Here is a 26527-nt window from a genome sequence, read left to right on the forward strand (position 1 = left end):
ATAATTCAAGTGAATTTGTTTGAAAGAAGAACTTTAAAAGCTTTATTTTCACCCGATAAAATACCCATAAAACAAGAGGAAGCTCAAATGAGCTTCCTCTTGTGAAAAATTGTGGGACAGCAATGGGCCATGGCCTGCTTTTTTCATCAGCAAACTCATCCGAATTGTCAGGATGTGCGGAATAAATAATTATTTATGCAATAACAAATGAAATTTATAGCAAGATTTGTTTATAATAGCGCACGGAAATTACCAGTGAGACTGTTATGTTGACCATCGTTCAAGAAGCGCTAACCTTCGATGATGTCCTATTACTCCCTGCCTACTCTACTGTTCTCCCAAAAGATGTCTCTCTAAAGACACGCCTGACTCGCGGCATTAACCTGAATATTCCTCTTGTGTCTGCAGCCATGGATACGGTGACTGAATCCCGTATGGCCATTGCAATGGCGCAAAATGGCGGTATTGGTATCCTGCATAAAAACATGGATATCGCAGCGCAGGCGGCTGAAGTACGTCGTGTGAAAAAATTTGAAGCCGGTATGGTCAAAGACCCGATCACTGTGACCCCAGAAACCACAGTACGTGAACTGATTGCCTTAACTCAAGCCAACAACATCAGCGGTGTTCCTGTGGTGAAAGATGGTAAAGTGGTGGGCATCGTCACCGGTCGTGATACACGCTTTGAAACCAATCTGGAGCAGCCGGTCAGCAACATCATGACCGGTCAGGACCGTCTGGTGACGGTGCGTGAAGGCGAATCAAAAGAAAATATCCAGGCACTATTGCAACAGCACCGTATTGAGAAAGTACTGGTGGTGGGTGACAACAATGAACTGCGTGGTTTAATTACGGTCACTGATTTCCGTAAAGCAGAACTTTATCCAAACAGCTGTAAAGATGACCTCGGTCGTTTACGCGTAGGTGCTGCAGTGGGTACCGGTGTGGAAACCCCAAGCCGTGTAGAAGCACTGGTTGAAGCTGGTGTAGACGTGATTGTAGTCGATACTGCACACGGTCACTCTGCCGGTGTAATTGAACGTGTACGCTGGGTAAAACAGAACTATCCGCAAGTGCAAGTCATTGGTGGTAACATCGCAACGGGTGATGCTGCGCTTGCGTTATTAGATGCCGGTGCAGATGCAGTGAAAGTCGGTATTGGTCCGGGTTCTATCTGTACCACCCGTATTGTGGCCGGTATTGGTATGCCGCAAATCTCGGCGATTGACTCTGTAGCGAATGCATTAAAGGAACAGATTCCATTGATCGCGGATGGTGGTATCCGTTTCTCTGGCGATATGGCCAAAGCGATTGGCGCAGGTGCCAGCACGATTATGGTCGGTTCACTGCTGGCTGGTACTGAAGAAGCACCGGGCGAAGTTGAATTCTTCCAGGGCCGTTATTACAAGGCTTATCGTGGTATGGGTTCATTGGGTGCCATGGCGGGTGCAACCGGTTCTGCAGACCGTTACTTCCAGGACTCTAAAGCCGGTGCTGAAAAACTGGTGCCAGAAGGTATTGAAGGTCGCGTACCGTACAAAGGCCCAATGGGTAATATCGTGCATCAGATGATGGGTGGTTTACGTTCATCAATGGGTTATACCGGTTCTTCAACCATTGAAGACCTGCGTCAGAATGCCAAATTCGTGAAGATTACTGCAGCCGGTATGTCTGAATCTCACGTGCATGATGTGACCATTACCAAAGAAGCACCGAACTATCGCGTTGGTTGATTTTTGGTAATTCGCCTTATAGAAAAGCCGTCATAAATGTGACGGCTTTTTTAATTTTGGTGTAAAGTAAGCGTGTTGAAACAGGATGATGAAAATCACCATAACCCTATAAGAAGTGAGTAAGACATGAGTTATTTTGGAACCGATGGTATACGTGGCAAGTTTGGGGAGCTTCCAATTACACCAGAGTTTGCATTGAAACTAGGTTTCGCGGCAGGTAAAGTTTTAAAAAAATACAGCAAGAAAAATAAACCGATTGTGGTACTGGGCAAAGATACCCGTCTGTCAGGTTATATTCTGGAATCGGCGCTACAGGCTGGTCTGAACGCTGCCGGTATTTATGTACATTTACTGGGGCCATTGCCGACCCCCGCGATTGCACATTTAACCCGTGCCTTACATGCCAGTCTGGGCATTGTCATTTCTGCATCGCATAACCCGTATTTTGATAACGGGATTAAATTCTTCTCCAGCGAAGGCAAAAAACTGCCGGATGAACTGCAGGAAGCGATTAATCAAGAACTCGAAAATGAAATTCAGATTGAAGATAACGCCAATCTGGGTAAAAGCTTCCGCGTTAAAGACTCTGCCGGACGTTATATCGAATTCTGTAAATCGACCTTTCCTTATCACTTTGATCTGAACCATTTAAAAATTGTGGTCGATTGTGCCAATGGTGCAGCCTATAACGTCGGTCCGGCGGTATTTAAAGAACTGGGTGCCAAGGTCATTCCGCTATATAACACCCCAGATGGTCTGAATATTAATGAAGATTGTGGTTCGACCCATCCGGAACAGTTACAGCAGGCGGTGGTAGAACATCAGGCGGATTTGGGCATTGCCTTTGATGGCGATGCTGACCGGGTAATTATGGTCGACAAAAATGGTGAGCAGATCACCGGTGATCATATCCTGTATATTCTGGCGACACAGGCTAAAAACAAACCGGCAGGTATTGCCGGAACCGTCATGAGCAATATGGCACTGGAACTGGCGTTAGAAAAAGCCGGAGTCGAGTTTGTTCGCGCCAAAGTTGGTGACCGCTATGTATTGCAGGCGCTTGAGGAAAATGGCTGGAATATCGGCGGTGAGCCATCGGGCCATGTCCTAACTCTGGATAAAAGCACCACTGGTGATGCGATTATTGCTGCATTACAGGTCTTAACCGTCATGGTAGAGCAGGGCAAAGCCCTGCATGAACTGGTTGCCGATTTTAAACTGTTCCCGCAAGTGCTGGTGAATGTACGTTTAGAGGCCATGTTTGACCCGTATGCCGTGCCCGCTTTAGTGGAAGAATTTGGTAAAGCAGAAGCGCAGCTGCAAGGCCGTGGCCGTATCCTGATTCGTAAGTCAGGCACTGAACCGGTGATTCGTGTAATGGTCGAAGGGGATGACCAGCAGGAAGTGACCGTACTGGCCAACCATCTGGCCGATGCCGTGCGTCATCATGCGATTGCTGCCTAAGGGGAGTATAGATGTCTGATTTAATTAAAGACTTAAGTGAATTACGTTTAAGCTATCAAAAAGGCGAGCTGCATGAGTCAGCCGCTTTGGCTGATCCACATCAGCAGTTCTTAAACTGGTTTAATCATGCACTGGAAATCAAACTGCATGAACCCTATGCCATGTCTTTGGCCACAGCCAATGCGCAGGGCCGTCCGCATGTGCGTACCGTGCTACTGCGCGGTGCAACCGAACTTGGTTATGACTTTTATACCAACTATGACAGCCAGAAAGGCACCGACTTACTGGAAAATCCTTATGCGGAATTGCTGTTTTACTGGCCGGAACTGGAACGCCAGATTCGGGTTAGCGGCCGGGTGAGTAAAATTCCGGAGGAAGAGTCGCATCTGTACTATAACAAGCGTCCACGTGACAGCCAGATTGCGGCGCATATCAGTACCCCGCAAAGTGGTGTGATTGCCAGCCGTGAAGCGTTGCAACAGCGTTTTGCACAGCTTGCTGCCCAGGTGGGTGAGCAGGATGTACTGAGCAAGCCGGAATTCTGGGGCGGTTATCGTCTGGAACCGGATTATTATGAATTTTGGCAGGGGCGCCCGAATCGTTTACATGACCGTTTAAGTTATGAAAAAACCGATGGGGCATGGACACTGCAACGACTGATGCCTTAAATGTCGAATATACAGATTAAACAACGACCTTTTCTGTCACGCCCTGAAAGTTTTCAGGGCGTGACACCGTTAATTGCCCAGATTTTGGCACGGCGTGGTGTGCAATCCGAGCAGGAACTGGAACTGAAGCTGAAACATCTGCTGGCGCCGACCATGAAAGGGCTGGATCAGGCCATTCAGATTCTGGATCGGGCCATTGACGGGCACAAAGAGATTGTCATTGTTGGTGATTATGATGCCGATGGTGCCACCAGTACCGCCTTAATGGTGCTGGCCTTGCGTGAATTGGGTGCCAAGGTGCAGTATCTGGTGCCGGACCGGTTTAAATATGGGTATGGCCTGACTCCGGCAATTGCCGATCTGGCCTTTACCCGTTTTCAGCCTGATTTATTAATTACCGTTGATAATGGTATTTCCAGCCATGCCGGTGTGGAACAGGCGCAAGCGCATGGTATGCAGGTTATTATTACCGACCATCACCTGACCACCAAAGCTACACCAGCGGCGGATGCCGTCGTCAATCCAAACCAGCTCGGCTGCGAATTTCCGAGTAAAGCACTGGCCGGCGTCGGGGTGGCATTTTATGTCTTGGCCAACCTGTCCAGTTATCGTAAAAAACAAGGCAAATCCAGCAGCAACCTGACCCAATATCTGGATCTGGTGGCTTTGGGCACCTATGCCGATGTGGCCAGTCTGGACTATAACAACCGTATTCTGGTCGATGCTGGACTGAAAAAAATCCAGCAACATTTGTGTCGGCCGGGAATTTCGGCGCTGCTCGATATAGCCGGACGAGAGGCCGCCAGCCTAAAAGCCCAGGATTTGGGTTTTGTCTTGGGACCACGGATTAATGCCGCGGGCCGAATGGAAACCATGGATATTGGTATTGAATGTCTGCTGGCCAATGATGCACAAACTGCTTATCGCTTCGCTGAACAGTTAAACCAGTTAAATGTAGAGCGTCGTCAGGTTGAAGGGCAGATCAAGCAGGAAGCATTGCAGGAACTGGAAAAAATCCAGCTCGATGCAAGTGAACTGCCTGCGGCCTTAATCATGTTTGAGCCGCACTGGCATCAAGGGGTGATTGGTATTGTCGCAGGACGGCTGAAAGAGCAGTTCCATCGCCCGAGTATTGTATTTGCGGCTGATGAAGATGGTATTCATATTAAAGGGTCGGCGCGTTCCATTGATGGCATTCATATTCGTGATGCGATTGAGCAGGTGGCAGAGCAGTATCCACATTTGGTCAGCCATTTTGGTGGACATGCGGCCGCGGCCGGACTGACCATTCAAAAAGCCCATTTTCAGGAATTTAGGCAGATTTTTGAACAGCTGATTGCCAGCATGGACCCTGAGCTGTTTCAGGCAACCTTATGGACCGATGGCGAATTGCCGGTAGAGGATTTTCATCTAGAAACTGTGCATACCTTGCAGCACTTGGCGCCGTGGGGGCAGAAATTTCCACCGCCAATTTTTGAGGGGCAATTTCAGATTGTGGATTATCGTTGGCTCAAAGATGTACATCTTAAATTACGCGTGGCTTTGGAAAATGGGCAGGTGATTGATGCGATCGCCTTCAATGCAGCCGATAAATATGAATTTGATCCGATGAAAGATACGCGCTTGGTGTATGAGCTGGATAAAAATGTCTTTAATGGCAATGTCAGCCTGCAAATGCGGATTATCCATTTAGAACAATAGGCCATAAAAAACCGCTCGAGTGAGCGGTTTTTTGACTTTTAATCGGAATGATTAGAAGCGGAAAGTACCATTGATACCAAACGAGTCAATACCGTCAGTTGTGTGGTAATTTACACCTGCTGCAATAGTTGGCGTAAAGAATTTTTGAGCTTTAATACCGAACAGTGTATCTGAACCATCTGCAGTAGAATCAGCAATAGATAGACCTACACTGAGAGTTGGATCGATATAAAGATCAGCAGCTAAGCGATAGGTTGTTTCATCACCAATATAAGTTAAACCTTCAAAATTGGTGAAATGATTGCCAATTTGAGTCACGTATTTGGCACGTAAAGATAATGCAGTGTCATCACCTACAGTAAGTGCATTTGAAAGATTTGCGGTGAAACCATAGTTTGCCACTTGAACTGGGTCTACGCTTTCATTTGCGGCACCTACTGCTAGCAACAAGCCAGTAACTGGTAGGTAACCTACTTCAAGCGCATAACCGGTATTATCGTCACCTGCAAAATCAACTTGGTTAATAGTACCGCTTACATAAAATTGAGTATTTGGAATATAAAACTCACCACTTACACCAAACACATCAATATCTTCATCGCCATCACCGCTTGCATTTGCATAACCTAAGCCAATATTGCTTGCTTTATTTAGGAAAGCCGCTTCTGCAAGTGGAGAGTTCTTAACTTGAACATCATTTAAATAATATTTTCCATTGATGAAAAATGTATCTAGATCCCCAAGGTTATCGATATCAGTGTTTTCATACCCTACATTAAGTTCAGCTTGGTAAGCATGTGCAGTTCCTAGGCTAGCAAGAAGTGCTGTAGCAAGAGTAAGTTTCTTAAGCATTTAGAGTTCTCTCTTTGTTATAAAATATGGCTGTTTTATTAACAGTTGTAACAAATTGTACAGATAATAATCGCCCCGTCAATGTGCAAAAACTACCTAAATGCTTGTTTAAAGTGCAATAAAAAACCCATCCGAAGATGGGTTTTTTATAATGAAATTTCTTAGTTTGGATTAGAAGCGGTATTTCGCTGCTACACCAAAGCGGTTGTAGTCGTTGCTACCTGCTTCACCGAAACCGACACGACCTTCAAGGCTGACTTGTGGGGTGAAGAATTTACGGGCATTGATACCAAACTCGCTGTTGTCGTTCAGATCATTGTTGTAATAATCTGCACCGATACTCAGGGTTTTATCAATGTAGTAATCTGCTGCCAGGTTGTATTCGTCCAGATCGCCGAATGCTGCACCGGCTTCAAGGTTAATATCTTTACCATTGCTTAAGGTAGTGACATATTTGGCACGTAAGGTAGGGTCTACACCGTCGTCATAGTCATTGTCATAACCTTTTAAACCTGCAGCAATTAACAGACCCGGTGCTGGCAGATAACCTACTTCTGCACCATATACAGTGGTATCAAAATCGCCACCTCTGTCAAATTTAATGTCATCACGTCCGACATTACCGCTCAAGTAAAAGTCCGAATTAGGTACAAAGTACTCTGCACCTACACCATATTGATGACGTTCATCATTACCGAGTTCGTCATATTGGTATTTGGCATTTACGTTGCTGGCACGATCAAGGAAGGCTGCTTCTGCCAAAGGCGCATTACGCGTTTGAACAGGGTTAAAGTAATAGGTACCATCTACACCAAAAGAACCACTTGTGCCGCCATGATCTGGATCAATTAATCCTGCAGAAGCACCAATTTCAGCTTGGTATGCATGTGCTGTACCTGCGACTGCGAATACAGATAAAAGTGCTGAAGCAATTGCTAGTTTTTTCATGGATCTTACCCCTCTGAAATCAGGTTGACTGTTTAATTTTTTGTTACAACTTCAGTCTAGGCCAAATAAAATTTTGGTCAATCCAGCAAAAGTTACCGCATTGTTTCAGCTGTAATATTGTGTAATTGATTAATTTTAAGATATTGATAAATAATATAAAATAATTAATGTTTTGTTTTATTAAAAGTATGGAGATTCTGTGAATTTAGGTCAATTTGTATAATTTTTGCGCTGTATTATAAGTTATGATGCGGCTTTGTAAAACCCTTTTGCGAAAGATGAAAAATTTCATTTTTATCAATTTGAAAGCCAAGAACGGGCAATTAAACCGAATTTTAAACGTGGTTTTTTCTTGATCTTTCTTCTAGTTTGCTGGGTTCTGTAGGTTGTGCTCATCATGGCCGTCTAAGTTTATATCCATCATTTTAGTTGAGTGGATGCAGGCGCCTCTTACTCCTGATTGGCTCTATGCTACAATACACGGGTTTTATCGATATTTTTTGAGAGCATTCACGTGGAAATTAATCCTTATCTAAACCAGCTAAAAGACTTGAACGAACGTGGTCAAACACTACGGGGGTATCTTTGACTACGATCTTAAAAAAGAGCGTTTAGAAGAAGTTCTCCGTGAATTGGAAGATCCGGCCATCTGGAATGACCAGAACCGCGCCCAAGCCATGGCCAAAGAAAAAGGCGAGCTTGAGAACGTTCTGAATGTATTAGACGGTCTGGCAACACAGCTCGAAGATGCGCAGGCAATGCTGGATCTGGCGGTGGAAGCCGATGAAGAAGCCATGCTGGAAGATGTGCAGGCCGAATTGAGCGCCGCTGAAGAAGAGTTGGCAAAACTTGAATTCCGCCGGATGTTTAACAATCCAATGGACCCGAACCCGTGCTATGTCGAAATTCAGGCCGGTTCTGGCGGTACCGAAGCACAAGACTGGGCTTCAATGCTACTGCGTATGTATATGCGCTGGATTGAGCGTCATGGCTTTAAGGCCGAGCTGATGGAAGAATCAGACGGTGATGTGGCCGGGATTAAATCTGCGACTATTCGTGTAGAAGGCGAGTATGCTTATGGCTGGTTGCGGACTGAATCGGGTGTCCATCGTTTGGTGCGTAAGTCACCATTTGACTCGGGTAACCGCCGTCATACGTCATTCTCTGCAGTGTTCGTTTCACCTGAAGTAGATGATAATATTGAAATTGAAATCAATCCGTCAGATGTCCGTACCGATACCTATCGTGCATCGGGTGCTGGTGGTCAGCACATTAACAAAACTGACTCTGCCGTGCGTTTAACCCACATTCCAACCGGTATTGTGGTGGCCTGTCAGAACCAGCGTTCACAACATGCCAACCGTGACCATGCCTGGAAACAGTTACGTGCCAAACTCTATGAACTGGAGATGAACAAACGTAACGAAGCTGCGCAAGCGCTTGAAGATTCCAAGTCAGATATCGGCTGGGGCAGCCAGATCCGTTCTTATGTATTGGATGACTCGCGGATTAAAGACCTGCGTACCGGTGTCGAAAACTCCAACACAGGCGCAGTGCTGGACGGTGATCTGGACAAATTTATTGAAGCGAGCTTAAAGCAGGGGCTTTAAGCCGCTGTCAATAAAAAAGTATCAACAACAAGGCACTAGTAGTGTAAAACTAATATATCTAAAAAAATCGATATATAAATCGAAAAAATACGATATATTGGATAGGAACACTGAATAGTGCTTTGTTGCGTTCCTTGAACACAGCCTGATGCGACGTGCCTGAATTATGGATATTGATTTAATTTTTAAAGCCTTAGCCAATCCGACGCGCCGACAAATCTTGCTCTGGTTAAAACATCCGGAACAGTTTTTGTCAGAAGAGCAGTGCGGCGGCTTTCAACGTGGCGTCTGTGCCGGCAATATCGAAAAACTCGGTAAGGTGTCGCAGTCAACCATGTCCAATCATTTATCTGTGTTACAGCAGGCCGGTTTAATTCAGGCTGAAAAACATGGTCAATGGTCCTATTTCTCCCGCAACGAAGCCCTGATTCAGCAATATATTGAATTTTTAGAAAGCTCACTCTAAGACAAAACAGCATCTGTTTGGTCGCGTGCAGCTACAGAGGCATCTATGGCAGAACTGAATAATCCCTTAACCCTGGGTCAACTCCAGTTAAAAAATCGTGTGGTGATGGCACCCTTAACCCGTAGTCGGGCTACGGATGATCGCGTTCCGACGGCATTAATGGCGGAATATTATGCCCAGCGTGCCAGCGCCGGTCTGATTATTTCTGAAGCCACAGTCATTTCTGAAGAAGCCAATGGCTATTTAAATACTCCGGGCCTGTTTAGCGATGCTCAGGTTGAAGGCTGGAAGCGGGTCACCCATGCAGTGCATGAGCGCGGCAGTTTAATTGTGGCGCAGTTATGGCATGTGGGCCGGGTGTCGCATCCCGATTTACTGCAAGGCGAAACACCGGTGTCTGCCAGTGCTGTGCAACAGGCCGGTCACGTCAGCTTGCTGCGTCCAAAACGTCCTTATGTGCTGCCACGTCCACTGGAAATTGCTGAAATTCACGCGATTACCGAGCAATATAAACAGGCAGCGATACGTGCCAAAGACGCCGGTTTTGACGGGGTAGAACTGCACGCGGCCAATGGCTATTTAATTGACCAGTTCCTGCAAAGCAAGACCAACCAGCGTGAAGATCAGTATGGCGGTTCGGTTGAAAACCGTGCCCGTTTCTTGCTGGAAGTGGTGGATGCCTTGATTGAAGTCTGGGGTGCTGGACGTGTGGGTGTACACCTTGCACCGCGCGGTGATGAGCATGATATGGGTGATGATGATCCACGTGAAACATTTGGCTATGTGATGCAGGAATTGGGTAAACGTCAGATCGCGTTTTTCTTTACCCGTGAATATTTGGCAGAAGACAGTATTTCCGAGTATATGAAACAGCGTTCAGGTGGTGTTCCCTACATTGCCAATATGCGTTTAAGCCGTACCGATGCGATTGAACTGCTGGCTTCGGGCAAAGCCGATGCCGTGTCTTTTGGTAAGGCTTATATTGCCAACCCGGATTTATATGAACGTCTGCTGGATGATGCACCGCTAAATGATTTGCAGCTGGAAACCATGATTGGGGTGCAGGGTGCAGCAGGCTATACCGATTATCCAACTCTGGCTGAAAGCGTGGTGAATGCCGACTAAAGCAGCCGCGTTGTTGCTTTGCTTTTTTATTTGGAGCCATATCCATTAACATGCGGATAGGGCTCTGTTATATTCTCAGGGCAAAAAATCAGTTTGAGGCATCTCTTTGGCTACTCCGTTTTGGTATAACGCAGCGTTATCTGTTCTAAAACCGTTGTATCGGTCGCGTATTAAAAAGCGGGCCGAGAGTGAAGCGCAGTATCAGCAGGAAATTGTAGAGCGTTTTGGGCCATTTCAGCCGCCGAAAAATCTGCAGGCGATCTGGTTTCATGTGGTCTCGGTGGGGGAAACCAACGCGGCCCAGCCTTTAATTGAACATTATTTAAAAGCCGGTCATCCGGTGCTGGTCACCAACACCACCAAAACCGGACAGGCACGCGCTAAATCTCTCTTTCTGAAAGCACCGCATGAGGCGCTGTTTCAGGCAGTGTATTTGCCAGCTGACCAGAAACATCTGATTCGGGATTTTTATCAGAAATATCAGCCGAAATTATTGCTGTTGATGGAAACCGAGCTGTGGCCGAACCTGATTGATCAGGCCCAAAACTTCCATGTGCCGTGCCTGTTGCTGAATGCGCGTCTGTCCGAAAAATCGGCCAAAGGCTATGCCAAAGTCTCCGGCCTGACCCGGGCGATGTTGCAGGGTTTGACGCAGCTGTTGGTGCAAGATCAGGCCTCACATAGCCGCTTTGTGGCACTGGGTGCAGCTGCTGAACAGACCCAGGTGGTGGGCAGTATTAAATTTGATATTAGTGCACCGCCTGCTTTTATTGAACAGGCCAACATGTTGCAGCAGGACTGGCAGCTGACAGGCCGTAAAGTGATCACACTGGCCAGCACCCATGCTCCAGAAGAAAAAGACGTATTGGCCGCGTTAAAACCAGCCTTGATGGCAGATCCGGCACTGGTCTGTATTGTGGTGCCGCGCCATCCGGAACGTTTTGATGAGGTCTTTCACGCGGCACAGGCTTTGGATTTGCGTACCCAACGCCGCAGTTTGGGACAAACTATTGAAGCGGATACCCAGGTCTATCTGGCCGATTCAATGGGCGAAATGTGGCTCTGGTACGGTCTGAGTCAGGCCTGTTATGTTGGCGGTTCTTTAAATGAACCGGGTGGTGGGCATAATATTCTGGAGCCGATAGCGCTGCATGTGCCGACTATTCTGGGTAAGAATTATTTTAACTTCCAGACCATTGTCGATGAGTTTGTCGACGCTCAAGCGGTGGTGGTGGTAGAGAATGCTGAACAAGCGGCACAGACCATGCTGGAGATCTTATCGGATTCCTCCAAAGCACTGACTTTAAATACTGCAGCACAAAAGATTATGCAGCAGAATCAGGGTTCACTGGCAAAGCATATTCAGGTAATTGATCAATATCTTTGATGATATTCTGATGGGTAAAGAAGCTGATTTTCATGGATTTACGAGATCAGATTAAAACTGAGCCTTCTCTTTATCGATTTAATGCCAGGAACTCTTCTTCTTTTACTTTAGTTTGGAAAAAGGAGTCCTGCCTCGGACCGTTGTGGATGACGTTTCCGCCTATCCAGTGATGGATTTGTTGAGTTATTTTTTTATGAATATTGTCCTTCTTGATCCTCGCCAAACTGAATCTGAACTGTGGTCGATTAGTTCAACGCGGCAGTTAGCGCATTTGCAACAGCATCTGGATATTCAGGTTGGTGATACCCTGAAAGTTGGGATTCGTGAAGGCAAACGGTATCTCACGGAAATTATCGAAATTACAGAAAAAACGGTTCGTCTAAAACCGTTAAAAGAAGAAGCTGTGCCAGCGAAATTGCCAGTGACGCTGATTGTGGCTTTACCACGTCCGAAAGTGCTGCGCCGTTTAATCATGGATGCGGTTACGGTCGGGGTGGAAAAAATTATCCTGATCCATAGCTATCGGGTCGATAAAAGCTACTGGCAGACGCCATTTTTACAGCAGTTGGAGCATTATATTGAACTGGGGCTGGAGCAGGCCGGCGATACCATTGCACCAAAAGTTGAACTGTACAAACGCTTTAAACCCTTTGTTGAAGATGTTTTACCGGGTCTGATTAGCGCCGATTGTCCTGCCTATGTGGCACATCCCTATGCAGAGATGCGCATGCCTGCCGCGATTCAGCACCCGTGCAGCATTGTGATTGGGCCGGAAGGTGGTTTTATTCCTTACGAGGTCGATCTTTTGATACATAACGGCTGCCAGGCGGTGAGTCTGGGTAACCGGATTATCCGTACAGAAACCGTGATTCCGTATGTGCTGGGACGATTATTTAGCCTCTGAGCTGTCTGCCACGGAAGGATCACCGCGATAGACTTTCACTTCCTGCACCGGGTAAGGAATGGAAATGCCCTGTTCGGCAAAGCTTTGAATGACTTCTTCCTGAATTTTACTGATAGATGCCGCGCTATTGGTTTCGCTGGTATTAATCCACCATTGCACGCGTAAATTGACCGAGAAATTGGCCAGCGCATCGACATTAACGCTAAATTCCGGCTGGGTCAGAATGGTCGGGTCACGTTTCAGAATGCACATCACCAGATCTTTGGCTTTCTGAATGTCATCTTCATAGCCAATGCCGACCACAAATTCGCAGCGGCGGCGTGGAAAGGCAGTATTGACAGTAATGGCGCTGGTATAGACCGTGGCATTGGGAATCACAATGCGGCGACCATCGGCCGAGCGTAAAAAGGTGGCGCGAATCTGGATATCTTCGACCGTACCTTCCAGTCCATTCACCAGAATGCTGTCGCCAATTTTAAAGGGCTCGCTCAGTAAAATCAGTACGCCGGAAAGCAGGTTCTGGAAAATATCCTTAAAGGCAAAGCCAATGGCAACCGAGCCAATCCCGAGGGCGCTCATCAGCTGGCTTGGGGTAAAACCAGGAATGGCAATCACCAGACCAATTAAGAAACCGAAGAAGATAATCACCGAACTGCCAACCCGGTTCAGTACCAGCACCAGATTTTGCCGGGTATAACTGCGGTTGGATAAGGTTTTTTTCACAAAAAATTTAAACAGCTGGGCAATCAGCCAGAAAATCAGAATCACGCCAAGCGCGATCAGGAAATAGGGCACACGCTCCCAGAAGCCTTCCATGATTTTATCAATAGCAGAATAGGCATCATTGTATTTATGGGTATGTTCAATGACTTTCTGGGTGGTTTTTTCCGTGGCCTGTTGAATCAGCTCGGAAGTTTCTTGGGTGACTTCGCCCAGTTGGGTTTTTTCTTCGGTCACGAATCTGCCAGTCCTCAGCAATAAAATCGTATTTTGCCTGAAATCCGGCCAGATTTTAATAAACATTCTGCAAGCGCGCTGCCGATTTTTGCAAAGTACACTGCGGTTTTGACTGCAAGCGGGTTGTTTTTATAGATAAAGCTACTGCTTTTATACTGAAAAGTACGGCAAAGACATTGAATCTGCTGGTGTATCTGTGCTTAAAATTAAATCAATCGCTACGACCAAAGCATGATTGTGGTGGAGAAAAAATAAGCGTCATACTGCTGATATGCAGAAATAAAAAATCAAGAATGTGGCATACATCTCGTGATGAGATGAGAGAAGATCAAGGAAGTATAATATGAATGAGATCTATCCTGTACCCGAAGAATTTAAGAAAACTGCGCGTACCAACGAGGCAGAATATTTCGAACGTTATCAGCAATCCATTGAACAACCCGACGAGTTCTGGGCCGAGCAGGCCAAGCGTCTGGACTGGATTAAGCCGTTTACCCAGGTCAAAAATACCAATTTTGATCCGGACAATTTCAAGATTGAATGGTTTGCCGATGGCCAGCTCAATGTTAGTGCCAACTGTCTGGACCGGCATTTAAAAGAACATCCTTATAAACCGGCAATTATCTGGGAAGGTGACCATCCTTCACGGCATAAAATTATTTCCTACCGTGAGCTGTACGATGAAACCTGCCGCTTTGCCAATGTGCTGAAGAAAAATGGCGTCACCAAAGGCGACCGCGTAGTGCTGTATATGCCAATGGTGTCCGAGGCTGCCATTGCCATGCTGGCCTGTGCCCGGATTGGCGCGGTGCATTGTGTGGTGTTTGGTGGATTCTCTCCAGATTCGCTGGCCAGCCGGATTGAAGACAGTCAGGCCAAACTGGTGATTACCGCAGATTCGGCCATGCGCGGCGGCAAGCCGATTTATTTAAAGGCCAATGTCGATCAGGCCCTTACTGTGGCCGGTACCGAGTCGGTGCAAAACGTGATTGTGGTCCACCGGACCGGTAACCCGATTGAAATGAAAGCCGGGCGTGACCTGTGGTATCACATGGAAATCATGACGGTCAATGAAATTTGCCCGCCTGAGCCAATGAATGCTGAAGATCCGTTATTTATTTTATATACCTCTGGTTCGACCGGTAAGCCGAAAGGAGTGCTGCACACCACCGGCGGTTATCTGACCTACGTCAACAGCACCTTCCGTGAAGTTTTTGATATTAAACAGGATGATGTGTTCTGGTGTACCGCTGATGTTGGCTGGGTGACCGGGCACTCCTATGTGATTTACGGGCCATTATCGAACGGCACCACCACGGTGATGTTTGAAGGGGTACCGCAATATCCGACTTGGGCGCGCACCGGACATTTGATTGATAAACACAACGTCACGATTTTATATACCGCACCCACTGCGATTCGCGCCATGATGCGTGAAGGCGACAGCTTTGTACGGGAAAGTGACCGCAGCAGTCTGCGTCTGCTTGGTTCGGTCGGTGAACCGATTAACCCGGAAGCCTGGAACTGGTACTACACCGTGGTCGGTGAAAGCCGCTGCCCAATTGTGGATACCTGGTGGCAAACCGAAACCGGCGGGATTCTGATGTCGCCGCTGCCGGGGGCAACGCCACTGAAACCGGGCTCGGCCACGCGTCCGCTGTTTGGGGTACAACCGGCCCTGGTCGATGCCGAAGGCAATGAGCTGGAAGGCGAAGCCGAAGGCAACCTGATTATCAAGGATTCCTGGCCGGGACAAATGCGTACCATCTGGGGCGATCCGGCTCGCTTTATTGAAGCCTATTTTGCCACTTATCCGGGCAGTTACTTTACCGGAGATGGCGCGCGCCGTGATAAAGATGGCTATTACTGGATTACCGGCCGGGTCGATGATGTCCTGAATATTTCCGGACACCGTCTGGGCACGGCTGAAATTGAAAGTGCGCTGGTGGCACATGATGCAGTGGCCGAAGCCGCGGTGGTGGGCATACCGCATGATATTAAAGGTCAGGGCATTTGTACTTTTGTTACCCTGCAAGCCGGCGTGACAGAAAGTGATGAGCTGCGTACCGAACTGGTTAACTGGGTACGGAAAATTCTGGGACCGGTGGCCACTCCAGATGCGCTGCATTGGGCACCGGCCTTACCAAAAACCCGTTCCGGTAAAATCATGCGCCGGATCCTGAGAAAAATTGCCGCCAATGAGCTGGATAGTCTGGGCGATACTTCGACCTTGGCAGAACCACAAGTGGTGGATCAGCTGATTGCTACGGTGCAAGCCAGCCGTTAAAAATAAATATTAAAATACCGCCTCTCGTAGGCGGTATTTTTATACTGAAAACCGTGTAGCATAGCTGGACACGATGCGAGAACAACAGCCCGCTCCATCCACAGTATTACGATTGATCAAGGATATGATTTTCAGATGAACCCGACTACGGCCACTGTTTTAGACCCGCTGGAAATTGCCCGGCAACTGGCCCGCCAGTTTGCCCAGACCGCTGCTGAACGTGACCGGCAGGGCGGTAATCCCAAAGCAGAGCGTGATCTGATTCGCCGTAGCGGTTTGCTGAGTTTATCAATTCCGACAGAATATGGCGGGCAGGGTGCCGCCTGGTCGACTATATTTAAAACGGTCCAGATTTTGGCACAAGCGGACAGCTCCTTGGCGCATGTCTATGCATTTCATCATTTACTGATTGCCACCGTGCAGCTGTTCGCCCAGCCCGCACAATATCAGCACTGGTTGCAACAGACAGTTCAGCAGCAGCTGTTTTGGGGCAATGCCCTGAATCCGCTGGATCGGCGTACCACGGTCACACCGGTCGCAGATTCTGAATATCTGTTTCAGGGCGATAAAAGCTTCTGCTCCGGTTCGGTCGATTCAGACCTGTTGCTCTGTTCCGGTTATGATGCGACCGGCAGGCTTTTGATTGCGGTGATTCCGAGTACCCGGAGTGGTGTCCATTTTCTGGGTGACTGGCACAATATGGGACAGCGCCAGACCGATAGCGGCACGACCCATTTTGAACAGGTGCGTGTTCATCAACATGAATTGCTGCTGAATCCCGGACCGCTAAGTACGCCTTATGCCAGTTTGCGGCCGCTAATTGCACAACTGATTTTTGTGCATCTGTTTTTGGGTGTGGCCGAAGGGGCATTTGAAACCGCGATTCAGAGCGTGCAAGGTCAAAAAGCCTGGTCCAAATCTCGGGTCGAGCAGGCGGTGGATGACCCGTTTATTCAACGGCATTGCGCCGAGTTTTATCTGCAGCTGGAAAGTGTCCGGCTTTTGGCAGATAAAGCCGTGCAGAGTGTGCAGCAGGCTTGGCGCATCGGACCGGAACTCACGGCTGAACAGCGCGGTGAAGTAGCGGTGGCCATTGCTACGGCCAAAATTGCCTCGACCAATACCTCTTTATATATTACCGAGCAGATGTTTCAGGTAATGGGCGCACGGGCCACCACCGCCCAGCTGAATCTGGACCGTTTCTGGCGCAATGTGCGTACTCAGACCCTGCATGATCCGGTGGATTATAAATATCAGGAACTGGGTGAATGGGTGCTGACTGGCAAAGTGCCAGATCCCAGTTTTTATTCTTAGGCCTTAAACCACTTCATCCTGATTTCATTGAGTTAGAGCTTAAAATGAAAAAATCCCTCAAGCCGAGTCTTGAGGGAAAAATAAGGGGCCTGTTGTTGTGTTTATTTGATCCGGTATTACAGCGATGTTCCACTGCAAGCTTGCGGATCCAGGCTGCTGCAAGCCTGAATCCGCAGGATCAATGGCCAAGATTTTACTCGGAAGAAGGGGATGCCAGCGGGTCAGCAGATTAAGCCACTTGCGGTTTGACCTTGTTTTGATGCAGACGCGATTCTGCTGCATCCAGGCTAGGTACTGCAGCAGAAGGCAGTACTTCATCCTGCTCAATCTGTTTATTGATACCCAGGTTCTGGTTGGCTTGCTGGGTTTTACTTTTCACCACTTCGGCGCGCTGGCCTTTGGCTGGTGCCCATTCCAGAATGGGCAGGGCGCGTGCCACAGCCAACGTAATCCGGTCACGCAGGGCCTCGCTATGGATGGTGTATTCCGGGGTAAAGTCACGATCTGTGGCATAGACACCAATAGGCAAGGTTTGCGCCTGGAAAAAGCTGAATAACGGACGCAGCTGATGCTCCAGTACCAAGGCATGGCGGTCACTACCCCCCGATGCCGCCAGTAATACCGGTACATCTACCAGCGCAGTCTGTTCGACAAAATCAAAGAAATGTTTGAATAGACCGGTAAAGGAGGCGCGATATACCGGTGTACCGACAATTAACGCATCCGCCGCTTCAACGGCAGCCAGATCATCCTGCACGCGCTGTGGCAACTGCTTGCGGTAAATGGCGCCGCCCAGCAAAGGGGCAATTTCACTGAATTTAATAAAATGCACCTGAATCGGGGTGGCTTCGCCCAGTTCATCAATAATGGCTTGTACCAAAGCTTCGGTTTTAGACGGATGATTTAAGCCGCCCGATACTGCGACAATATTGAGTGGTTTGGTTGAATTGAAAACAGACATAGGCTTACCTGAATTGTGGTTGATCTCGGAATGTCTGTTATTAATCAATAGTTGAATTACCCTGTAAAATAAGCAAATACAGAAAAGTTATCTGTTTTTCAGATAACTTTAAAATGAGCGATTAATAACTAAATTTAATGAAATAAATAATTGAAATTTATACTTATATGCGACTCAGATAAGCATCTGAATCAGGCTGATAAATGTTATATCAAAATCAGATTTCCTATCTCAGATTTAAGAAAATGTAAGAAAATATGAATAATCGGACAAAAAATCTCGTTTAAGCCAAAAATAGTTCACTCTTGCATATCCTTAACCGCATTTGTATGGGTAGAATAGGAGCCATTGTGCACAAGATCTCTCACGTCACTTATGAATATTTTAATCGTTGATGATCATCCGCTGTTTCGTCATGCTTTAATTCAGGCTGTACGCTATAGCTTACCGCAAGCTCAAATTCATGAAACTGCTGCAGTCAATGAATTCTATGAACGTTTAGAAAAAGGACCTGAACCTGATCTTGTTCTCCTCGATTTAAACTTGCCAGGCGCTTCGGGTTTCTCGGCGCTGGTGCATGTGCGTGCACAATATCCTTCAATTCCGATTATTGTGGTGTCGGCACATGAAGAAGTGTCGATTATCCAGCGTGCCATTGCGCATGGTGCCATGGGTTATATTCCAAAATCTGCCCACCCAAGCCATATTGGCGAAGCGATTCGTCAGGTGCTGGAAGGCGAAATCTGGTTACCGCCAAACCTGCCGGCCAATGTCAATTTTGACCCGCGTGCTGCCGATGAAACTGCACTGGCAGAGCGGATTCAGTCCTTAACGCCGCAGCAGTTCCGTGTGTTGATGATGGTGGCTGAAGGTTTGCTGAATAAACAGATTGCCTATGAACTGGATGTTTCTGAAGCGACCATTAAGGCACACGTGACGGCGATTTTCCGTAAACTGGGCGTACAAAACCGTACCCAGGCGGTATTGGCGATTAATGCGCTGAATATTGAAGAAAAGAAAATCTAAATATTGAAAAATATATAAAAAGGACATCAAATGATGTCCTTTTTGTTTTGCAGATCGGCTAAGGCTTAAGCCAGACAATCCTGTTTCGGTGTGGCATCGGTACAGAACAGCGGATTCAAAGCGCATTGCAATTCATCAATCTGTTCCTGAGTCACATAGTCCTGAGATTTTAAGTAGTCGGCAATACGGTCATCGCGCAGGCTTAAAAATGCCGGATCATAGACGCCTAAATCGACAAATAGCGCGGCAGTTTCCAGACTGTTAAAACGGTCCAAATAGACATCATTGCCATACATCAGGAAGATATGATCTTCATGGGAATGAATATCTACACCTAAACGCTGTGCCAGTTCATGCGGCGGGGTTTTGATAAACAGTAAATCGGACAGTTCATCAAACTGGCTGGTATCGAGTTCGGTTTTATCGGTTTTGACTTTGCCGAGCCAGGCTTTAAATACCAGGACCGCACCACCGCGCAGCAGCATGCTCCAGATCTGGTGACGGGTGGTGGCACCAAGACAGTCACATTCAGTTTCCAGCGAACGCAGCAGTTTCTGTTCCTGTTCAGACAGTTTTTCAAACAGGCCCAGTCCTTGTGGTTTATAGGCTGCCGGACTAAATACATCAAAATGCAGTTCATCAAAGACCTGTAAGGCCAGCGGTACAGCGGTTTGATAAATGGTATTCAGGGCTTCAATATGCGCATGTTCTAATTTGCTGTGCTGAAACAGGGTTTTCCAGTCGATGGCCGGCAACAGGGCATTGGCGCCATACTGACGGTGAAACTGTTGGTTCTGCTCATGACCTTGCTGTACTGCGCTTGAAAGACTCATCAAAAAACTCCTCTAGGCTGGATGATGATCAGCTCCGGACAGGACGTTCAGGGGCTTATCTCCAGACTAAACACTGATCTTTTCTTTTTAATGTCTTTTTTTATGCGCGTATTGCTACATATCAGATATACGACTAAAGTCTAATGTGTATTTTTTAATCAAAAAATAATTTTAAAAATCATAAGATTAAAATTTTGTAACCAGGTATACAGCTGTACACTGAGATTTTTGGTAGCCTTTGCCATAGTAAATAATTCAATGAAATTTTCTGCCAATGGCTGTCAGGCAGATAGCGCCTGTTTTGAGCAGTTTTGCCTAGCGGGCTGCAATAAATCGCCATTTTCAGGCCCAAAATACAAAACCTCTTTGTTACCGAAGCCGCAAAGAGGTTTCAAAATATGTCAGCCTAAGCTGAAATTTTCAGACCGGATAACCAGGCTCGCAAGGAGGCCGGTTTCAGCGGTTTTTTCAGCAATACGATATTCAGCTCTTTTAGACGCTGCGGTAATTCCGGATCCGAATCGGCGGTAATTAATGCCACTGGTACATTTTCCTGACGGTTGGCCAGAATAAAGTCCAGACCGACTTTATTGTTATTTAAATGCTGATCGACCAGCCAGACCTGAATATTTTCCTGCTGGATAATCTCCAGGGCCTGTTCCGGTTCGGTGGCTTTAAAGACCTGATAGCCCCATTTGCCCAATAAGGTCGCCATGCCTTCTAAAATGGTTTCATCATTATCCAGACACAGAATTTTATAGGCCTTGGTTTTCAGCGGTACGGCCTGAACCGGTGCAGCCACGGCTTTAGGTGCATCTACCACCGGTACTTCAATCATGAAGCAGGAGCCCTGTCCGAGAGTGGAATAGACATAGACCGGATAATCCAGCAGGCTGGTCATACGCTGCACAATGGCCAGACCCAGGCCCAGACCCTGTTCGCCCCACGGCGAGGTATGGCCGCAACGTTCAAATTCCTGGAACAGTTTAATGCGCTGTTCTTCGGCAATACCGGGACCGGTATCCCAGACCCCGATGCGGATATGCTGCGGACGCTGCGCAGAACGTAATACCCCGACCACGACTTTGCCTTTGGCGGTATAACGCAGCGCATTGCTGACAAAGTTCTGGATAATCCGGCGAATCCATTGCGGATCGGTGTCAATCCAGAACTGGGCATCATGCACGGCAAACTGGATGCCACGCTGTGCAGCAATGGATTTAAATTGCAGTTCCAGATCACTGAGCAGGTCATGCAGTGGATAAGGCTGACGTTTCGGCTGAATGGTGCCGCCTTCTAAACGGGCAATATCCAGCAGTGCAGACAGCATACTTTCAGCGCCATGCAGGGCACGATCCAGCTGCTGCAAGGTTTTGCGGTCATCATCCGACTGGATGCTTTGCTCTAGCGCGGTACTGAACAGACGGGCTGCGTGCATCGGCTGTAATAGGTCATGACTGGCCGCGGCAATAAAGCGGCTCTTGGACATATTGGCTTTATCGGCCTGTTCGCGCGCCAGCTGCTGTTCGGCCAGGGCATCGGCCAATTGCTGGGTACGATCCTGCACGCGTGCTTCAAGGACCGCTTCATTTTCACGGAAGGCGGTAATATCGGCAAAGGTGGTCACGAAGCCACCGCCTTCAATCGGATTACCGCGCATTTGAATCACGCGGCCATCTTTACGGATACGTTCAAACTCATGCGCACTGCCGACTTTCATCCAGTGAATCCGTTTACGCACGTGTTCTTCCACCGAGCCCGGGCCACATTCGCCGCGCTCGGCGTTATAGCGGATCAGGTCGGCAATTGGACAGCCGACATAGACAATATCTTTTGGATAATCAAACAGTTTTAGATATTGATTGTTCCAAGCCACCAGACACATATTTTCATCGACCACGCTCACCCCCTGGGTCATATGGTCGATCATGGTCATGATCAGATTCTGGTTAAAGCGCTGCCATTGGGAGGCCTGGTCAAGAATATTGGCGACCTGACCCAGTGCCAGACCATTGTTGACCATCGCCGTGGTGAGCAGGGTTCGCGCCGATGCCGCGCCAATGGTGCCGGCCAGGTACTGTTCGGTAAAACGCCACCACATGCCGTTGGCATTGCTGTTTTCATTCAGCACCACATTATTCTGTTCACTGAACTGCCGGAAGGCCTGCATGGTTGGCTCATCGCCGGTAATGCGTTTGGCCAGCGTAATCAGGTCACCGACTTTTAAACGCGCCACATCCTGATGCGAATAGCTGACTTCATTGCTGGTGGTGTGCGATGGCAGCGGCTTGGTTTCATAGTAGAAGAAACTTTCAGCCTGAATCTGTTCAGCCACACTCGGGCGGAATATGCGCGATACCCAGACATACAGCAATAGGTTCAGACCAAGTGACCAGACCACACCATGTGTCAGCGGCGCAAATGATTCAAAACCTAACAGCGCTTCCGGACGTAAGCCATTAATGCCAAATGGACCGACGGTTAAATAGTACTGGGTAATCGCTGAGAACTGCTCTGGCAGACTGCGTAAAACTGTTGGCCAGAGCAGGGTATAGGCCCACATGATAAAACCGACAATCAGGCCGGCATAAACACCCTGTTTACTGCCGCCGCGCCAGTACAGCCCGCCAATCAGGGCCGGGGAGAACTGCGCTACCGCACTAAAGGCCAGTAAACCGAAGACCGAAAGCTGGTCAATATCATTAAAGAAATGGAAGAACAGGAAGCCGAGCAGCATCACCGCCAGAATACAGATGCGGCGGGTGAATTTCAGCACCAGTGGCAACCGTTTGTCATGACGCGAAATCAGGCCCGAGCGCCACAGCGCCGGCATGATCAGGTCATTACTGAGCATGATCGACAGCGCCACCGAAGATACCAGCAACATCCCGGTTGAAGCCGAAAAACCACCCAGGAAGGCCAGTAAGGTCAGCCATTCCTGATTATAGCTGAGCGGTAAGGACAGCACCGCGACATCCGGAATCATCAGATATTGCGGCGCGGCATGTAAGGCCCAGCTGGCAATTGGAATAATCGCGATGGTGGTTAAAATCAGATAAACGGCAAACCAGCGCCGTGCCCCGCGAATATGTTTTTCATCGCGTAATTCGACCACCGCCACGTGGAACTGGCGTGGCAAGCAGATAATCGCCAGTGCGGCCAGCAGGGTTTGCACCCAGAAAGTTTCCGGTACGCCCAACAGCTGCACTTCATGGAAGGTCTGGGCCACATCATTGCTGATCTGTTTCAGGTTATCGGCCGATTCAAAGACAAAGAAACCGGCCACACAGAGCAGGGCAAACAGCTTGACGAAAGATTCAAACGCCACCGCCAGCATTAAACCACCGTGCTGTTCGGTGTTGGCAATTTGCCGGGTGCCAAACAGCATTGCCAGAATCGCCAGCAGCGCGGTTAAAAACAGCACGCCATTGGTGGTACTTTCGACATGGGTGGTCTGATCCAGAATTACGGCAGCACTTAAGGCAATTGCGCGTAACTGCAGGGCCAGATAGGGAATAATCGCAATGACTGCCAGAATGGTCACCAGCGAGGCCAGGGCACCACTTTTGCCATATCGCGCTGCCACGAAGTCGGCAATCGAGGAAATGGCATGATGTTGCCGGACCCGGCCCAAACGGCGCCAGATGTCATAGCCAACCGCCACGAACAACAGCGGCCCTAAATAGATCGGCAGGAAGATAATGCCTTCACGCACCGCTGCACCAGTGGCCCCGTAAAAGGTCCAGGATGAACAGTAGACGCCCAAGGTCAGACTGAACAGTAGCATACGACCGCGCGTACTGAGGCGGCTCGCATGTTTTTCACCAAAAAATGCACAAATAAAAAGTAATGCAATATAAAGGGCTAACACCCCGATAATCAGCCAGCTGTTCATAATACCTGCGGTGTATTTATCTCGCGTTATAATACTCTATTCGTGAACGCATCAGTTTGAATTGCTCAAAATTTAACGACCAAAGTCTAAATTACAAGCACCCTACAAACTTGTTAGTTTTCATCATGAATATAATTCGAATTAAAAATTACGCCTAAGGCTGGGCGTTTCAAGGAGTAAAACTATGGATGAGGCTCAAGTAGATCGAATTCTACACAATCCAAAATTCAAAGAAATGGTTGCAAAAAAGCGTAATCTTAGCTGGACGCTTACCGCAATCATGTTAATCGTTTATGTCGGCTTCATGTTGTTAGTTGGCTATAACAAAGAGTTTCTATTATCTTCCATTTCTGGTGGCGTGACGACCTGGGGTATTCCACTGGGTCTGGGCATCATCGTGTTATCTTTCATTTTGTGTGCAGTGTATTCCTATATTGCGAATAACAAGCTGGATCAACTGAATGAAGAAGCAATGCGTGAAGTAGAAGCAATTGCACAACAAAAAGGACAAGACTAAGATGAAATGGACTTCATTGAAGGCGCAAGCTGCTGCAGCTTCTGCGTTGATGATGTCAGGTATGGCTTTCGCCGCACCTGATCTGGGCGCAGCAGAACAACAAGCCACCAACTGGCCTGCAATTATCATGTTCCTGATCTTTGTGGGTGCGACCCTGTTCATTACTAAATGGGCGGCGAAACAAACCACCAATACCAAAGACTTCTATACTGCCGGTGGTGGTATTTCAGGTTTCCAAAACGGTCTGGCCATTGCCGGTGACTATATGTCGGCTGCGTCTTTCCTGGGTATTTCCGCCATGGTGTTTATGTCAGGCTTCGACGGCTTGCTGTATTCACTGGGCTTCATGGTGGGCTGGCCAATCGTATTGTTCCTGATTGCAGAACGTTTACGTAACCTGGGTAAATACAACCTGTCTGACGTAGTTTCCTTCCGTTTATCAGAAAAACCGGTACGTACCCTGGCGGCATTCAGCTCGCTAGTCGTCGTGGCGTTCTATCTGATTGCACAGATGGTGGGTGCAGGTCAGCTGATCAAACTGCTGTTCGGTCTGAACTATAACATCGCAGTTGTGCTGGTTGGCTTATTGATGATGGCTTACGTCATGTTCGGCGGCATGCTGGCAACGACCTGGGTACAGATCATTAAAGCGGTACTGTTACTGTCTGGTGCAACTTTCATGGCCTTCATGGTAATGAAAGACGTGGGCTTCAGCTTCACCAACATGTTTGAACAATCAATTCAGGTGTTCTCGAAGGTACATGACCTGAGCCTGGCTGATGCAGCCAATATCATGGGTCCAGGTAGCCTGGCATCTAACCCGATTGATGCGATCTCACTGGGTCTGGCATTAATGTTCGGTACTGCAGGTCTGCCACACATCCTGATGCGTTTCTTCACGGTAAAAGATGCCAAAGAAGCACGTAAATCTGTCGTGGTTGCAACCGGCTTTATTGGTTACTTCTACCTGTTAACCTTCATCATTGGTTTCGGTGCGATCCTGTATGTGGCCAACAACCCGCAATTCCTGGATGTCGCAAAAATGGCAGTCACTGGCAAACTTGAGCTGGTGGGTGGTAACAACATGGCAGCGGTACACCTGTCTGACGCAGTCGGTGGCGACCTGTTCATGGGCTTCATTTCAGCAGTTGCATTCGCCACAATTCTTGCGGTGGTTGCTGGTTTGACATTGTCTGGTGCTTCAGCAATCTCTCACGACTTGTATGCCAACGTATTCAAGAAAGGCCAAACTACACCTGAATCTGAACTGCGCATGTCTAAAATCGCAACTTTAGGTTTAGCGATCTTCGCGATGATTCTGGGTATTCTGTTCGAGAAACAAAACGTTGCGTTCATGGTGGGTCTGGCATTCTCGGTAGCTGCATGTGCGAACTTCCCGGTACTGGTTCTGTCGATGTTCTGGAAAGGTTTAACCACACGTGGTGCGGTGATTGGTGGTGTTGCAGGTCTGGTGTCTGCTGTCGTGCTGATCGTATTGTCGAAAGCAGTTTGGGTCGATACGCTGGCAATTTCTGATACACCAGTGGTGCCATTTAACGGTCCTGCAATCTTCGCAATGCCATTGTCATTCTTCTGCTGCTGGTTGTTCTCGATTACCGATAACTCTGCGCAAGCACAAGCGGAACGTAAAGCATTCGATGCACAGTTTGTCCGTTCACAAACCGGTATTGGTATCTCAGGTGCATCTGATCACTAAGATGAGCAGATATGCCTAAAAAAAGCCCCACAAAGGGTAATGCCAGTCAGTTAAGAGATTGACTGGCTTTTTCTTGGGTATTTTTGAGGTTTTCCTTTTACAACCCTTGGATAACTCCTCACTCTTCTCTCAGGTATAACATACCGATTAGATTTCTCCATT

Annotated in this window: 21 protein-coding genes; 15 read left to right on the plus strand and 6 right to left on the minus strand. The window is 47.8% G+C overall.

The genetic code is table 11. The features are described 5' to 3' along the window. Positions 1 to 266 precede the first annotated feature (266 nt). The 4 genes from guaB (at position 267) to recJ (ending at position 5566) form a co-directional block, all read left to right on the plus strand. A complete protein-coding gene (gene guaB / locus FTU50_RS12510) occupies positions 267 to 1733 on the plus strand; it encodes an IMP dehydrogenase (RefSeq protein WP_180047238.1) in 1467 nt (488 codons plus the stop codon). Positions 1734 to 1859: 126 nt separating this feature from the next. After that, positions 1860 to 3197 (plus strand): phosphoglucosamine mutase, encoded by a 1338-nt coding sequence (gene glmM / locus FTU50_RS12515; protein WP_005180793.1) that lies wholly within the window; start codon positions 1860 to 1862, stop codon positions 3195 to 3197. An 11-nt stretch (positions 3198 to 3208) separates the two neighbouring features. Continuing rightward, on the plus strand, positions 3209 to 3865 hold the full coding sequence (gene pdxH / locus FTU50_RS12520; RefSeq protein ID WP_005180791.1) for a pyridoxamine 5'-phosphate oxidase: 657 nt from the start codon (positions 3209 to 3211) through the stop codon (positions 3863 to 3865). Then, positions 3866 to 5566, plus strand: a complete 1701-nt coding sequence (recJ, locus tag FTU50_RS12525; RefSeq protein ID WP_180069777.1) for a single-stranded-DNA-specific exonuclease RecJ — start codon at positions 3866 to 3868, stop codon at positions 5564 to 5566. 51 nt (positions 5567 to 5617) lie between these two features. Here the strand turns inward: recJ and FTU50_RS12530 are convergent, their stop codons facing one another. Both FTU50_RS12530 and FTU50_RS12535 read right to left on the minus strand, forming a co-directional pair. Continuing rightward, on the minus strand, positions 5618 to 6418 hold the full coding sequence (locus tag FTU50_RS12530; RefSeq protein ID WP_180069781.1) for a putative porin: 801 nt from the start codon (positions 6416 to 6418) through the stop codon (positions 5618 to 5620). 171 nt (positions 6419 to 6589) lie between these two features. Then, the gene (locus FTU50_RS12535) at positions 6590 to 7366 is read right to left on the minus strand and encodes a putative porin (RefSeq protein WP_104513195.1); all 777 of its coding nucleotides are present in this window, start codon (positions 7364 to 7366) and stop codon (positions 6590 to 6592) included. 514 nt (positions 7367 to 7880) lie between these two features. Here FTU50_RS12535 and prfB point away from each other — a divergent pair. The 5 genes from prfB to FTU50_RS12560 all read left to right on the plus strand — a co-directional run bounded on the left by prfB (position 7881) and on the right by FTU50_RS12560 (position 12858). Next, positions 7881 to 8976, plus strand: a protein-coding gene (gene prfB, locus FTU50_RS12540; RefSeq protein ID WP_104470758.1) for a peptide chain release factor 2 whose coding sequence is annotated in 2 segments (ribosomal slippage) — positions 7881 to 7952 and positions 7954 to 8976 — 1095 coding nt in all. Because the reading frame shifts where the segments join, the coding sequence is not laid out codon by codon here. Positions 8977 to 9142: 166 nt separating this feature from the next. Continuing rightward, positions 9143 to 9442 carry a helix-turn-helix transcriptional regulator gene (locus FTU50_RS12545; RefSeq protein ID WP_104489264.1) on the plus strand — a complete coding sequence of 100 codons (300 nt, stop codon included), beginning with the start codon at positions 9143 to 9145 and terminating at the stop codon, positions 9440 to 9442. Positions 9443 to 9487: 45 nt separating this feature from the next. Beyond that, entirely contained in the window at positions 9488 to 10567 is a 1080-nt protein-coding gene (locus FTU50_RS12550; protein WP_180047232.1) for an alkene reductase, read from the plus strand. Positions 10568 to 10673: 106 nt separating this feature from the next. Then, complete coding sequence (locus FTU50_RS12555; protein ID WP_180047230.1) at positions 10674 to 11954, plus strand: 3-deoxy-D-manno-octulosonic acid transferase; 1281 nt, start codon at positions 10674 to 10676, stop codon at positions 11952 to 11954. Positions 11955 to 12147: 193 nt separating this feature from the next. After that, positions 12148 to 12858, plus strand: a complete 711-nt coding sequence (locus tag FTU50_RS12560) for a 16S rRNA (uracil(1498)-N(3))-methyltransferase (RefSeq protein ID WP_180069783.1) — start codon at positions 12148 to 12150, stop codon at positions 12856 to 12858. Here FTU50_RS12560 and FTU50_RS12565 read toward each other — a convergent pair. Next, on the minus strand, positions 12844 to 13815 hold the full coding sequence (locus FTU50_RS12565; RefSeq protein ID WP_180047228.1) for a mechanosensitive ion channel family protein: 972 nt from the start codon (positions 13813 to 13815) through the stop codon (positions 12844 to 12846). The two genes, FTU50_RS12560 and FTU50_RS12565, sit on opposite strands and share 15 nt — an antisense overlap. Before the next feature lie 343 nt (positions 13816 to 14158). On the opposite strand from FTU50_RS12565, the gene acs reads away from it, so the two are divergent. The 3 genes from acs to FTU50_RS12580 all read left to right on the plus strand — a co-directional run bounded on the left by acs (position 14159) and on the right by FTU50_RS12580 (position 17649). Next, on the plus strand, positions 14159 to 16102 hold the full coding sequence (acs, locus tag FTU50_RS12570) for an acetate--CoA ligase (RefSeq protein WP_127800535.1): 1944 nt from the start codon (positions 14159 to 14161) through the stop codon (positions 16100 to 16102). Positions 16103 to 16237: 135 nt separating this feature from the next. Beyond that, positions 16238 to 17416, plus strand: coding sequence for an acyl-CoA dehydrogenase family protein (locus FTU50_RS12575; RefSeq protein ID WP_075167296.1), 1179 nt, complete (start codon positions 16238 to 16240; stop codon positions 17414 to 17416). Continuing rightward, positions 17371 to 17649: a hypothetical protein gene (locus FTU50_RS12580; protein WP_168389752.1), complete on the plus strand. Its 279-nt coding sequence runs from the start codon at positions 17371 to 17373 to the stop codon at positions 17647 to 17649. The genes FTU50_RS12575 and FTU50_RS12580 overlap by 46 nt, the downstream gene beginning before the upstream one ends. Here the strand turns inward: FTU50_RS12580 and msuE are convergent. Continuing rightward, the gene (gene msuE / locus FTU50_RS12585) at positions 17646 to 18377 is read right to left on the minus strand and encodes an FMN reductase (RefSeq protein ID WP_075167298.1); all 732 of its coding nucleotides are present in this window, start codon (positions 18375 to 18377) and stop codon (positions 17646 to 17648) included. The genes FTU50_RS12580 and msuE overlap by 4 nt on opposite strands. A 375-nt stretch (positions 18378 to 18752) precedes the next feature. Between msuE and FTU50_RS12590 the strand changes: the two genes are divergently transcribed. Continuing rightward, positions 18753 to 19403: a response regulator transcription factor gene (locus FTU50_RS12590; protein WP_005180757.1), complete on the plus strand. Its 651-nt coding sequence runs from the start codon at positions 18753 to 18755 to the stop codon at positions 19401 to 19403. Positions 19404 to 19468: 65 nt separating this feature from the next. Here the strand turns inward: FTU50_RS12590 and FTU50_RS12595 are convergent, their stop codons facing one another. Together FTU50_RS12595 and FTU50_RS12600 are read right to left on the minus strand one after the other, a co-directional pair. Continuing rightward, on the minus strand, positions 19469 to 20236 hold the full coding sequence (locus FTU50_RS12595) for a hypothetical protein (RefSeq protein WP_005180752.1): 768 nt from the start codon (positions 20234 to 20236) through the stop codon (positions 19469 to 19471). Positions 20237 to 20642: 406 nt separating this feature from the next. After that, on the minus strand, positions 20643 to 24131 hold the full coding sequence (locus tag FTU50_RS12600) for a PAS domain-containing hybrid sensor histidine kinase/response regulator (protein ID WP_005180746.1): 3489 nt from the start codon (positions 24129 to 24131) through the stop codon (positions 20643 to 20645). A 184-nt stretch (positions 24132 to 24315) separates the two neighbouring features. Between FTU50_RS12600 and FTU50_RS12605 the strand changes: the two genes are divergently transcribed. Together FTU50_RS12605 and FTU50_RS12610 are read left to right on the plus strand one after the other, a co-directional pair. After that, positions 24316 to 24648, plus strand: a complete 333-nt coding sequence (locus tag FTU50_RS12605; RefSeq protein ID WP_005180745.1) for a DUF485 domain-containing protein — start codon at positions 24316 to 24318, stop codon at positions 24646 to 24648. A 1-nt stretch (position 24649) separates the two neighbouring features. Beyond that, on the plus strand, positions 24650 to 26365 hold the full coding sequence (locus FTU50_RS12610) for a cation acetate symporter (RefSeq protein WP_180047226.1): 1716 nt from the start codon (positions 24650 to 24652) through the stop codon (positions 26363 to 26365). The last annotated feature ends 162 nt before the right edge of the window (positions 26366 to 26527 follow it).

It is taken from the genome of Acinetobacter sp. YH12112, assembly GCF_013418945.1.
In the GTDB taxonomy this organism is placed as follows: domain Bacteria; phylum Pseudomonadota; class Gammaproteobacteria; order Pseudomonadales; family Moraxellaceae; genus Acinetobacter; species Acinetobacter indicus.